Below are 11,257 nucleotides of genomic sequence, written 5' to 3'. Positions count from 1 at the left end.
AGACATCACAAAGGTCAGACGGATACGCCGCGCATCACACGCGCGTGCAGGGGATTGAAGCCCATGCGGTAGACAAGGTCGGCGGGTGCCTCGATGTCCCACAGGGCCAGGTTGCAGTCCAGGCCGACCGCCAGCCGTCCGATCCGGTCCTGCCGGCCCAGTGCACGCGCCGCTTCACGGGTGAAGCCGGCGATGCATTCGTCCACGGTCATGCGGAACAGGGTGGCGGCCATGTTCATGGCCAGCAGCGGGCTGGTCAGCGGCGACGTGCCCGGGTTGCTGTCGGTGGCCAGCGCCAATGGCACCCCGGCCGCGCGCAGCGCGTCGATCGGGGGCAGGGTGGTGTCGCGGGTGAAATAGAACGCGCCGGGCAGCAGCACCGCCACGGTACCGGCCGCACGCATGGCGGCAATGCCCTCGGCGTCGAGGTGTTCGATGTGGTCGGCCGACAGCGCGCCGTAGCGGGCGGCCAGCGCCGCGCCATGCTGGTTGGTCAGCTGCTCGGCGTGGATCTTCACCGCCAGTCCGTGCTGCCGTGCAGCGGCAAATACCTGTTCGGCCTGCGCGGTGCTGAAGGCGATGCTCTCGCAGAACACGTCCACGGCGTCGGCCAGGCCCTGTGCGGCCACCGCCGGGATCATCACGTTGCACACCTCGTCGATGTACTCCTGCGCCTGGCGGCCGGGCGGCACCGCGTGCGCGCCGAGGAAGGTGGGCACCACCTCCACCGCGCGCTGGCGTGCCAGTTCGTGGGCCACGCGCAGCTGCTTGGTCTCGTCCTCCAGGCTCAGGCCGTAGCCCGACTTGATCTCCACGGTGGTGACGCCTTCGGCCAGCATCGCGTCCAGCCGTGGCAGGCTGGCGGCCAGCAGCGCGTCCTCGCTGGCGGCACGGGTGGCGCGTACCGTGGAGACGATGCCGCCGCCCGCGCGGGCGATATCGGCATAGCTCACGCCCTGAAGGCGCTGCTCGAATTCATTGGCGCGGTTGCCGGCGTACACCAGGTGGGTGTGGCAGTCGATCAGGCCCGGGCTGATCCAGCGCCCGCCGCAGTCCACGCGCTGCACGGGCTCAAGAGGGTCCGCCGAACCGGCCGCGCCCACGTGCACGATGTGGCCATCGCGGGCGGCGATCACCCCGTCGCGGATCACGCCCAGGCCAGGGCCATCGGCGGTGATCAGGTGGGCGTTGGTCCAGAGGGTGTCACAGTGCATGGCAGCAACCACGGCGGCTTATATGTCTATACAATATAGGCGCCTCTTCCGGGATGTCCAGTCATGCCAGCCAACCCTGCCTCTGCCGTCGCCTTCCATGCCGAACATGCCTTGCTGCCGCAGGGCTGGGCGCGCGATGTGCGGATCGTCGGGGTAGGGGGCACGCTGCAGGAGGTGACCGCCGGTGTGCCGGCGCAGCCGGGCGATACCCCCCTGTCGATCGCGCTGCCCGGGCTGGGCAACCTGCACAGCCATGCGTTCCAGCGCGGCATGGCGGGGCTGACCGAGATCGGCGGGCGCAGCGGCGACAGCTTCTGGAGCTGGCGCGAGCTGATGTACCGCTTCCTGGCCCACCTGCAGCCGGAGGCGGTGCAGGCCATCGCCGAACAGGCCTACGTGGAGATGCTCGAATCCGGCTTCACCCGCGTGGGCGAGTTCCACTACCTGCACCACGCCGCCGATGGCACGCCCTACGCGGACCGCGCCGAGATGGCCGGGCGCATCGCCGCTGCCGCGCAGGGCAGTGGCATCGGCCTGACCCTGCTGCCGGTGTTCTACGCGCATGCCGATTTCGGTGGGGCCCCGCCGAACCCGGCGCAGCGTCGGCTGATCCACGACGTGGACGGTTTCGCCGCGCTGCTCGACCGCTGCCGCCAGGCGCTGCGCGGGCAGCCCGATGCGGTGCTGGGCATCGCTCCGCACAGCCTGCGCGCCGTGACCGGCGAAGAGTTGCAGGCCCTGCTGCCACTCAATGACGGCCCGGTGCACATCCACATCGCCGAACAGACCCGTGAAGTGGACGCGTGCGTGGCCTGGAGCGGTCTTCGCCCGGTGCGCTGGCTGTACGAACACGCGGCGGTCGACGCGCGCTGGTGCCTGGTCCACGCCACCCATGTGGACGCTGACGAAGTGCAGCGCATGCTCGACAGCCGCGCGGTGGTCGGGCTGTGCCCGATCACTGAAGCCAACCTGGGCGATGGCCTGTTCCCGATGCAGGGCTTCGCGCGTGCCGGCGGCCGCTTCGGCGTCGGCTCGGATTCCAACGTGCTGATTGATGCGGCCGAGGAACTGCGCCTGCTCGAGTACGGCCAGCGCCTGCAGCTGCGCGGGCGCAACGTGCTGGCACCGCAGGACGACACCTCCAGCGGGCGCTGGTTGTTCGAGCAGTCGTTGCGCGGCGCCGCACAGGCGCTGGGCGTGACTACGGGCCTGCAGGTGGGCGCGCCGGCCGATGTGGTCGAACTGGATCCGCAGCACCCGGCGATGATCGCGCGCGAAGGGGATGCCTGGCTTGACAGCTGGGTGTTCGCCGCACGTAATGGTGCCGTGCGATCGGTCTGGCGCGGGGGACGCGAACTGGTCCGGCAGGGACGCCATGTGCAGCGCGACGCCGTGGCGGCGCGCTTCGTCCAGGCCCTGCGCAGCGTGCTGACCGCCGCGCGCTGATCCCCGCCCACCCATTCCAGGACTCCCGAGTGACGGGCAAGAAAGCAGCCACCCTCAACCAGCGCATCCGTGCCGAGCTGGAAAGCCGCATTCTCAGCGGCGAATGGCCGCCGGGGTTCCGCATCCCGTACGAACACGAACTGATGGAGCAGTACGGCTGCTCGCGCATGACGGTGAACAAGGTGCTCACCGCGCTGGCCGAGAGCGGCATGATCGAACGTCGTCGCCGTGCCGGTTCGTTCGTGGCCCGGCAACCGCCGCACCTGGAGCAGGTGGCGCTGGAAATACCGGACATCGCGATGGCGGTCGGTGCGCGCGGCCACGTCTACGGCTACCAGCTGCTCGATCGCGCCTACCGCAGCCCGAATGCCGAGGCCAGCGAGGAAGTGGCCCTGTCAGGGAGCGAAAAACTGCTGGCGATACGCTGCCTGCACCGCGCCGATGGCAAACCGTTCGCGCTGGAGCACCGGCTGATCAGCCCGGTGGGCGTGCCGGACGTGCTGGCGGTCGATTTCAACACCACCGCGCCGGGCAGCTGGCTGCTGCAGAACGTGTCGTGGACGCGCGCCCAGCACCGCATCAGCGCCTGGGGCGCCGATGCGGCTGCTGCTGCGCTGCTGGAGGTCAAGCCGGGCACGGCCTGCCTGGTGATCGACCGCCTGACCTGGCGCGGCGAACAGCCCATCACCTGCGTGCGGCAGATGTTCCTGGGCGACGCCTGGGACCTGGTTGCCCGCTTCGCCCCCGGCGCGCGCTGAGGATTAGAGCGTGGCGCACTGCCGCCAGCGCACCGGTTCGTCGGTACCCAGGCGCGGGTTGAGCTGGATGCGCACCGTGCGCAGCGCCGGGTAGCGCTTCACCTGCGTGCAGATATGCGGCCAGAGCGCGTCGATCTCTGCCGAACGGTTGATCGCCAGGGTCTGCCGGGTCTGCCAGAACGCGCTGAGCACGCCGCTCTGCTGGCCCAGCAGCGCCGCCAGCTCACGCTGGTAGCGGGCCAGTGTGGCCGGGTCCGGATCGGGCTCGGTGCCGAGGATGTGATTCGGATCGCCGCCGTGGGCGGCAGCGGCCGGTGCAGGGGGCGGCGCAGCGGCGTTCTCGACCGGGGCCGCTGCCGTGCCGGCCGGTGCAGCAGCCGGCACATCTGCCGCCTTGGGCGCCGGGGTGGATGCCGTCGGCGCAGGCGCAGGTGCCGCCGTCGCCGGAGCCTGCGCCATCACATGCGCGGACTGGTCCAGCCGCGATGTGAGGTACCCCATGCCCACGATCAGCCCCAGCGTCAGCGAGCCCAGCGCGGCAATGGAAATGCGTCGGATCGCCTCGCGCCGTGCCGCCTGCTTGACCCGGGCTTCCACGTCGCCGGGCAGGTAGGGCTGCAGCAGCGGCCACAGCAGGCGGCCGTCCAGGACCTCCACGTGCTGCTTCTCGGCGGCGGCGCGGCCATCGCGCTCGATCTGTCCTTCGGTGATCAGGATCCCGCCACGGCCGCCGGCCAGGCGGGCCGCCGCGCCCAGTTCGTTCACCGCAGCGGTGCCGATCCGGTAGGCGCGGCCATGCTTGCACGACACCAGCCAGCGCTGCTGCTGGGCGTTCTGCATCAGGAAATCGCTGCGCGGCTCGTGGCTCTCATCGACATGGTCGGGAACATCCTGCAGCCCGCGCTGCTCGCGCAACGCCCGCTTGACGATTTCTGAAAAATCGCGCCAGTGCATGCCGGCCAACGCGTTGAGGCCCAGGCGGGTCTCCTTGCGGCGGCGTTTCACCAGCCAGAAGTAGGCGGCGGCCAGGGACCAGACAACGAGGGCCAACAGGAGAGCCAGAATCCAGGAGAACATGAGGCCTAGGAGATGAACACGGATGTGCGTAGACAGTTTATATGCGCTCGCGCCTGTCTGTGGGGTGTCGTTTTTGTCTCGACTCGCGCATCGATGGTCGGGTCGGTGATGGAAGTCTCATTTCGTGCCGCTGCATCCCGGACACGAAAAACCCGCCAATCCGTAGCCGTGAGGGGAGGGAACAAACGGCGCAGAAGCGATTGGCGGGTCGTTTTCGATTGTCAACAAAGTCGTGTTGCTTTGCAACAATCTCCGTGCGGTAGCGTGTGGTCTACGCTCAGGGATCCGAGCCGGGCGACTGATGGGTACCCGGGCGCGGGTCTGCGTTGGGCGAGGCACTGCGCGCTTCGGCGCGGTTGACGCGGGTGTTGAGCGCATCGATCCGGGCGTTGAGCGCGGCGACGTCTTCGGCGGTGGGGATGTTCAGGCGCTTGAGCACGCCCTGGACCCGGTCATCGAAGGCCTTCTCCACCTTGTCCCAGGTGCCGGAGGCCTTTTCACGCGCCTCGCCCAGGTGTTCTTCGACGTTGTCGCGCCAGCGCGGCGCATCGCCGGCCTGCTCGCGGTTGCGCGCGTCGATCGACTCGCCTTCCTTGACCAGGTTGTCGAAGACGCGGCTGCCCTCGGCCTGCGCGCGTCCGAACGCGCCCAGCCCGGCCAGCCAGATCTGCTGCGCCGAATCGCTCAGCTTGCGCGAGAAGCGCTCGGCCTGATCCTGCAGCGAGGGCTTGTCGCCCGGAATGCGGTCATCGAAGTCATCGTGTGAGTTCATGGGGCGATCCTGTGAGTGGCCACCCGCCGATCCTACCCACGCCCGGTGTTGCGCGGCGTGATGGCCGCGCCCGTTTGCAGCGTGGGTTCAGCCCAGCTTTTCCTTCAGCACGCGCTGGATTTCGCTTTCCACCATGCCCTTCATCATCGACACCGGGAAGCCCAGTTCGGCAGAGACATGCACCTGGCCGGGCAACAGCTCGATCAGCCCCTTGACCCCGGAGCCGTTGAACTTCAGCGCGTCGCCAACCCAGCTGCTTTCCAGCGAGAACTTCTCGGTGAGCTTGGCCACCATCGACTCGATCGCCTTGCGGGCACCGTCATCGGGCAGGGCGTGGGCGTGGCGGATATCAATGCTGGACATACAGTCTCCTGGCGGGCGATAGCGGGGAAAGGGCGTGCATTGTGCGCATCCTCGCCCATAACTCCAAGGTGTGCGTCACACTTCTTCTTCCCAGACAGCCAACCTGATAGGCTGCGCCGCGTGCAGAACCTGCTTGTTCACTTCACCCATCGCCAACACCCCGACCAGCCGCTGCGGCCCGGGGTGCAGCGCATCGTGCGCCACGCGTCCGGCAGCGTCCGCCTCGGTGGCGACGCGGCGGGCACCCTGCTGCTGGCGCAGTTCTGCCTGGACGACCGCGGCCTGTGGCTGCAGGTGGCCAACGGAATGCGCGGCATCCACGTCAACGGGCGTCCGGTGCGGCGCATGGCGCTGCTGCGTCCCGGCGACGCAGTCTATGCCGATGGCGTGGAAATGGTGATCCAGGGCGAATGCGAAGCCCTCAACCATGCTCCCTCCCGCAGTGATGAAATCGGCGACGATCCGCGCCTGCTGCGCGGCGTTGGCGGGCAGCACCACGGCCGCAGCTTCACCCTGGACCGCCCCCGGCTGATCGGGCGTGGGGCCGAGGCGGACATCGTCATCGACGACCCGGCCTTCGCCGAACAGCACGCGCGGCTGGAGCGGCACGGCGAGCGGTTGTTGCTGCGCGATCTGGGCGCGGGCGAGTCGACCCGGGTCAACGGCGTCAGCGTGCGGCACTGCTGGCTGCAGCCGGGTGACCAGCTGGTGTTCGACGCCCAGCACCGGTTCGTGCTGGAAGTCCCGCACGACGGTCGCAAGCGCGTGGCCAGCCACGAAGAGGATGAGCTGCTCGACCTGCCGGCGGCGGTGGAAGCTCCGGTCAAGCCGCGCCGGGTGAGCCGCTGGCCATGGCTGCTCGGCAGTGCGTTGTTGCTGGCCGCCATCCTCAGCCTGCTGCTGTGGTTCGGCGCGCGCTGACCGGATAGATTCAAACGCAACCAAATTGGCCTTGTGCTGCAAGGCCTAAAGGCTGGTGCGCTGCGGCATACTAGGGGTCTTGCCCCATAGGTGTGACATGACGCGCGCGTTCAACTTCAGTGCCGGCCCTGCAACCCTGCCGGAATCGGTCCTGCGCCAGGCGCAGGAAGAGATGTTGGAATGGAACGGCGCTGGCGCCTCCATTGTTGAAATGAGCCACCGCGGCCCGGAATTCATGGCCGTTGCCGCCCAGGCCGAAGCGGACCTGCGCCGCCTGATCGGCATTCCGGACGACTACGCGGTGATGTTCCTGGCCGGCGGGGCCACCACCCAGCAGGCCCTGCTTGCGCTCAATTTCGCCGCGCCCGGCCAGACCGTGGACTACGTGCTCACCGGCCATTGGGGCAAGACCGCCATCAAGCAGGTCAGCCCCTACGTCACGGTCAACGTTGCCGCCAGCAGCGAAGCCAGCGGCTTCCACGACATTCCGCCGCGCGACCAGTGGCAGCTTTCCGATGATGCGGCCTACGTCCACATCACCGCGAACGAGACCATCCACGGCGTCGAGTTCCGTGACACCCCCGACGTGGGCGGCGTCCCGCTGTTCGCCGATTTCAGCTCGTCCATCGCCAGCGAACCGCTCGACGTCTCGCGCTACGGGCTGATCTATGCCGGCGCGCAGAAGAACCTCGGCCCGGTCGGCGTGTCGGTGGTGATCGTGCGCCGCGACCTGCTCGACCGCAGCGGCCAACCGCGCGCGGACATCTTCGATTACCGCTCGCACGTCGCGCGCGATTCCATGCTCAACACCCCGCCTACCTGGAACTGGTACCTGGCCGGGCTGGTGTTCCAGTGGATGCTGGCCGAAGGCGGCGTGGAGGCGTTCGCGCGGCGCAACGCCGCCAAGTCCGCCCTGGTCTACGGCGCCATCGATGCCTCCGGCGGTTTCTACCGCAACGACGTGGTGCCGGCGGCGCGCTCGCGCATGAACATTCCGTTCTTCCTGCCCGATGAAACCCTCACCGCACGCTTCGTCAGTGAATCCAAGGCTGCCGGGCTGCTGGCGCTGAAGGGCCACAAGGCGGTCGGCGGCATCCGTGCTTCGCTGTACAACGCCCTGCCGGTGGAAGGCGCGCAGGCGCTGGTCGCCTTCATGGGCGACTTCCAGCAGCGCAACGGCTGACGCGTTCAAATTTACCGGGGCGCTGGCCGCCCCACTGCACCTGGAACCCCTGATGGCCACCAAACCCGCCAAGCCCAAGGCACCCTCCGCCAAGCCTGCACCGGCTAGCTCGACCAAGGCCGCGCCCAAACCGGCCAAGGCCAAGGCCGATGCACTGCCGGCCGCCGCCGCGCCCGTGCTGTCCGACGTGCGCGCCAAGATCGACCATATCGACCGCAGCATCCAGGCGCTGATCGCCGAGCGCGCGCAGTTCGCCCACCAGGTCGGCAAGGCCAAGGGCAAGCTCGCCGCCGCCGTGGACTATTACCGCCCCGAACGCGAAGCACAGGTGCTGCGCATGGTGGTGGATCGCAATGAAGGTCCGCTCAGCGATGAAGTACTGGTGCACGTGTTCCGCGAAATCATGTCCGCCTGCCTGGCCCAGCAGGAGCCGCTGAAGATCGGCTACCTCGGCCCGGAAGGCACCTTCAGCCAGCAGGCCGTGCTCAAGCATTTCGGCCGCTCGGCGCTGGGCCTGCCGCTGGCCAGCATCGAAGAAGTGTTCCAGGAAGTGGAAGCAGGCAACGCCGACTTCGGCGTGGTGCCGGTGGAGAACTCGGGCCAGGGCACCATCCAGATCACCCTGGACATGTTCCTCACCTCCAACCTCAAAATCTGCGGTGAAGTCGAGCTGCGCGTGCAGCAGTACCTGATGTCGCGCAGCGGCCGGCTGGAGGATATCGAGCGCGTGTACGGCCACCCGCAGTCGTTCATGCAGACCTCGTCGTGGCTGCGTGCCAACCTGCCCAAGGCGGAAAAGGTGCCGGTCTCCAGCAACGCCGAAGGCGCGCGGCGCGCCCGCAATGCCGACGACGCGGCGGCCATCGGTGGCGAGAGTGCAGGGCACGTGTACGGCCTGAAGAAGGTGGTGACCAAGCCGATCCAGAACGATGCCGACAACACCACCCGCTTCCTGGTGGTGGGCCGGCAGTTCTTCCCGACCTCCGGGCACGACCGCACCTCGGTGCTGGTGTTCATCCACGACAAGCCCGGCGCGCTGTTCGACGTGCTCAGCCCGTTTGCCCGCCACGGCATCAGCATGAACCGCATCGAATCGCGTCCGTCGCACAACGCCAAGTGGGAGTACGGGTTCTTCATCGACCTGGCCGGCCACATCGACGACCCCGCCATGCAGGCCGCACTGGCCGAGCTGGAGGCGCATTCGGCGCAGATCAAGGTGCTGGGCTCCTATCCCGTCGCCGTGCCCTGATTCGACCGGCGCTGCCGCCCCGCGTACGGCGCCGTTGCAACGACTTTCCGCATTACTGCCGCCCCTGGGGGCGGCCTGACAGGATTCATCGATGACCGCTTCCGCTTACTGGATCGCCCGCAAGGGCCAGCCCCTTCAGGGCAGCCTGACCATTCCCGGCGACAAGTCCGTGTCGCACCGCGCGGTGATGTTCGCCGCCCTGGCCGACGGCGTGTCGCACATCGACGGCTTCCTGGAAGGCGAGGACACCCGCGCCACCGCCGCCATCTTTTCGCAGCTGGGCGTGCGCATCGAGACCCCGTCGCCGTCGCAGCGCATCGTGCACGGCGTTGGCGTGGATGGCCTGCAGGCGCCCAGCGCGCCGCTGGACTGCGGCAATGCCGGCACCGGCATGCGCCTGCTCGCCGGCCTGCTGGCCGCGCAGCCGTTCGACTCGGTGATGGTGGGTGACGAATCGCTGTCGCGGCGCCCGATGCGCCGCGTGACCGGCCCGCTGGCGCAGATGGGCGCGAAGATCGACACCGACTCCGACGGCACCCCACCGCTGCGCGTGCACGGCGGCCAGGCGCTGCACGGCATCGACTTCGCCTCGCCGGTGGCGAGCGCCCAGGTCAAATCCGCCGTGCTGCTCGCGGGCCTGTACGCCGCCGGCGTCACCGCCGTGACCGAACCGCACCCGACCCGCGATTACAGCGAGCGCATGCTGCGCGCCTTCGGCGTGGAGATTGAATTCTCCCCCGGCCAGGCGCGCCTGCAGGGCGGCCAGCGCCTGCGCGCCACCAACATCGCGGTGCCGGCCGATTTCTCGTCGGCTGCGTTCTTCCTGGTGGCCGCCAGCATCATTCCGGGGTCGGAACTGCGCCTGCGCCAGGTGGGCCTCAACCCGCGCCGCACCGGCCTGCTGGCGGCACTGCGCCTGATGGGCGCGGACATCGTCGAGGAAAACCATGCCGAGCAGGGTGGGGAAGCGGTGGCCGACCTGGTGGTGCGTCATGCGCCGCTGCACGGTGCGGAGATCCCCGAGGCACTGGTGCCGGACATGATCGACGAGTTCCCGGCGCTATTCGTGGCCGCCGCTGCGGCGCAGGGCAACACCGTCGTGCGTGGTGCGGCCGAACTGCGGGTCAAGGAATCGGACCGTCTGGCGGCAATGGCCACCGGCCTGCGCAGCCTGGGCGTGCAGGTGGACGAAACCGAAGATGGCGCCACCATCCACGGCGGCCACCCACTGGGCAGCGGCACGATTGAAAGCCACGGTGACCACCGCATCGCCATGGCCTTCGCCATTGCCGGCCAGCTCAGCACGGGCGAAGTGCGCGTCAACGACATCGTCAACGTAGCCACCTCGTTCCCCAACTTCGACGGCCTGGCCCGCGGCACCGGCTTCAACCTCGCCTGACCGGTAGAGCCACGCCATGCGTGGCTGCGTAATCCAACCGGTAAAACCGACCGGGTAGAGCCGACCGGGTAGAGCCGACTGTTAGTCGGCTGCTCTGCTCTGGTCTGCTCTTCTTCGCGCAAACCCAAAAAGACAAAAAAAAAGGGGCCGATCAAACAGATCGGCCCCCCGGCTCCCCCGCCGTTATTCGTCTACACCCTTACCGCTCGGTACGGAAATCCACCGGCACACGCACCACACTGGCAACGGCACGACCGTTCTGCAGGGCCGGCTCGAACTTCCAGTCACGCACCGTGCTCAGCACCGCACGATCCAGATCGCGGTCGCGCGAACCGCTGCGCTGCACGATGTTGGCGTCCGTCACCTGGCCGCGCGTATCCACGTTGAGGCTGGCAATCACACTGCCTTCCACACCGCTACGCAGCGCCGTGCGCGGGTACACCGGCTTCGCATTGCTGGTCAGCGGCCGCGCATCGCGGTTACGTACCGCAGGCGCCGCGCGGCGCTGCGTGGTGGCCGGCGCGGCCTCGCGGTTCACCGGCGCGGGCGTCGTGGCAACCGGCGTTTCCGTGGCGGGCAGCATGCGCTCGCCCACCGGCGCCGTGACGCCCTCGGTCGGATTCGCGTAGCGCAGCCAGACCAGCGCGGCGGCGAACATCGCCACGATCAGCGCCATCCACAACCACGGAGAAGTGCGGCGGCGGGCCGGATCGTCGAGAACGTCGCGCTGGTGCTGCGGCGAAGTGGGCATGTCGTGTGCATGGGTAACACTCATGGCGGACTCCTGGTGTCGAGTTGACGCCTGCAGTCTTGCCTGCCGCCGGTCGAAGGTGTGTCACCGAAGCGTCAACGCGGCGACTGCATTCCCTGTGAGG

At 68.5% G+C, this 11,257-nt stretch carries 10 protein-coding genes and 1 pseudogene; 6 read left to right on the top strand and 5 right to left on the bottom strand.

From position 1 onward, the window contains the following. Nucleotides 1-14 precede the first annotated feature (14 nt). Complete coding sequence (gene hutI, locus RT456_RS12665) at nt 15-1,214, bottom strand: imidazolonepropionase (protein WP_313347197.1); 1,200 nt, start codon at nt 1,212-1,214, stop codon at nt 15-17. A 63-nt stretch (nt 1,215-1,277) separates the two neighbouring features. Here hutI and RT456_RS12660 point away from each other — a divergent pair. Both RT456_RS12660 and hutC read left to right on the top strand, forming a co-directional pair. Next, nucleotides 1,278-2,636: pseudogene (locus RT456_RS12660) on the top strand (formimidoylglutamate deiminase); the annotation flags it as partial. 53 nt (nt 2,637-2,689) lie between these two features. Next, nucleotides 2,690-3,418 carry a histidine utilization repressor gene (gene hutC, locus RT456_RS12655; protein WP_313347196.1) on the top strand — a complete coding sequence of 243 codons (729 nt, stop codon included), beginning with the start codon at nt 2,690-2,692 and terminating at the stop codon, nt 3,416-3,418. 3 nt (nt 3,419-3,421) lie between these two features. On the opposite strand, the gene RT456_RS12650 is transcribed toward hutC, so the two are convergent. From RT456_RS12650 to RT456_RS12640, 3 genes are all read right to left on the bottom strand, one after another. Then, on the bottom strand, nt 3,422-4,495 hold the full coding sequence (locus RT456_RS12650; RefSeq protein WP_313347194.1) for a restriction endonuclease: 1,074 nt from the start codon (nt 4,493-4,495) through the stop codon (nt 3,422-3,424). A 277-nt stretch (nt 4,496-4,772) separates the two neighbouring features. Beyond that, nucleotides 4,773-5,267 (bottom strand): phasin family protein, encoded by a 495-nt coding sequence (locus RT456_RS12645; protein ID WP_313347191.1) that lies wholly within the window; start codon nt 5,265-5,267, stop codon nt 4,773-4,775. 87 nt (nt 5,268-5,354) lie between these two features. Beyond that, nucleotides 5,355-5,630, bottom strand: coding sequence for a polyhydroxyalkanoic acid system family protein (locus RT456_RS12640; RefSeq protein WP_313347188.1), 276 nt, complete (start codon nt 5,628-5,630; stop codon nt 5,355-5,357). A gap of 120 nt (nt 5,631-5,750) precedes the next feature. Between RT456_RS12640 and RT456_RS12635 the strand changes: the two genes are divergently transcribed. The 4 genes from RT456_RS12635 to aroA all read left to right on the top strand — a co-directional run bounded on the left by RT456_RS12635 (nt 5,751) and on the right by aroA (nt 10,382). Continuing rightward, nucleotides 5,751-6,551 (top strand): FHA domain-containing protein, encoded by an 801-nt coding sequence (locus tag RT456_RS12635; protein ID WP_313347185.1) that lies wholly within the window; start codon nt 5,751-5,753, stop codon nt 6,549-6,551. Nucleotides 6,552-6,648: 97 nt separating this feature from the next. Then, on the top strand, nt 6,649-7,734 hold the full coding sequence (gene serC, locus RT456_RS12630) for a 3-phosphoserine/phosphohydroxythreonine transaminase (protein WP_313347183.1): 1,086 nt from the start codon (nt 6,649-6,651) through the stop codon (nt 7,732-7,734). Between the two features lie 52 nt (nt 7,735-7,786). Next, on the top strand, nt 7,787-8,983 hold the full coding sequence (gene pheA / locus RT456_RS12625) for a prephenate dehydratase (RefSeq protein WP_313347180.1): 1,197 nt from the start codon (nt 7,787-7,789) through the stop codon (nt 8,981-8,983). Between the two features lie 91 nt (nt 8,984-9,074). Next, nucleotides 9,075-10,382 carry a 3-phosphoshikimate 1-carboxyvinyltransferase gene (gene aroA / locus RT456_RS12620; RefSeq protein WP_313347178.1) on the top strand — a complete coding sequence of 436 codons (1,308 nt, stop codon included), beginning with the start codon at nt 9,075-9,077 and terminating at the stop codon, nt 10,380-10,382. Nucleotides 10,383-10,581: 199 nt separating this feature from the next. Here the strand turns inward: aroA and RT456_RS12615 are convergent, their stop codons facing one another. Next, nucleotides 10,582-11,157 (bottom strand): energy transducer TonB, encoded by a 576-nt coding sequence (locus RT456_RS12615; protein ID WP_313347176.1) that lies wholly within the window; start codon nt 11,155-11,157, stop codon nt 10,582-10,584. Between the last annotated feature and the right edge of the window lie 100 nt (nt 11,158-11,257).

The organism is Stenotrophomonas sp., assembly GCF_032099025.1.
Classification (GTDB): domain Bacteria; phylum Pseudomonadota; class Gammaproteobacteria; order Xanthomonadales; family Xanthomonadaceae; genus Stenotrophomonas.
This window is presented reverse-complemented; position numbering and strand designations above follow the sequence as displayed.

Excerpts from the sequence above, each read along its gene's own strand:
- aroA (WP_313347178.1), top strand. The coding sequence starts at position 9,075 with ATGACCGCTTCCGCTTACTGGATCGCCCGCAAGGGCCAGCCCCTTCAG.
- hutI (WP_313347197.1), bottom strand. The coding sequence starts at position 1,214 with ATGCACTGTGACACCCTCTGGACCAACGCCCACCTGATCACCGCCGAT.
- pheA (WP_313347180.1), top strand. The coding sequence starts at position 7,787 with ATGGCCACCAAACCCGCCAAGCCCAAGGCACCCTCCGCCAAGCCTGCA.
- RT456_RS12650 (WP_313347194.1), bottom strand. The coding sequence starts at position 4,495 with ATGTTCTCCTGGATTCTGGCTCTCCTGTTGGCCCTCGTTGTCTGGTCC.
- RT456_RS12615 (WP_313347176.1), bottom strand. The coding sequence starts at position 11,157 with ATGAGTGTTACCCATGCACACGACATGCCCACTTCGCCGCAGCACCAG.
- RT456_RS12645 (WP_313347191.1), bottom strand. The coding sequence starts at position 5,267 with ATGAACTCACACGATGACTTCGATGACCGCATTCCGGGCGACAAGCCC.
- serC (WP_313347183.1), top strand. The coding sequence starts at position 6,649 with ATGACGCGCGCGTTCAACTTCAGTGCCGGCCCTGCAACCCTGCCGGAA.
- RT456_RS12640 (WP_313347188.1), bottom strand. The coding sequence starts at position 5,630 with ATGTCCAGCATTGATATCCGCCACGCCCACGCCCTGCCCGATGACGGT.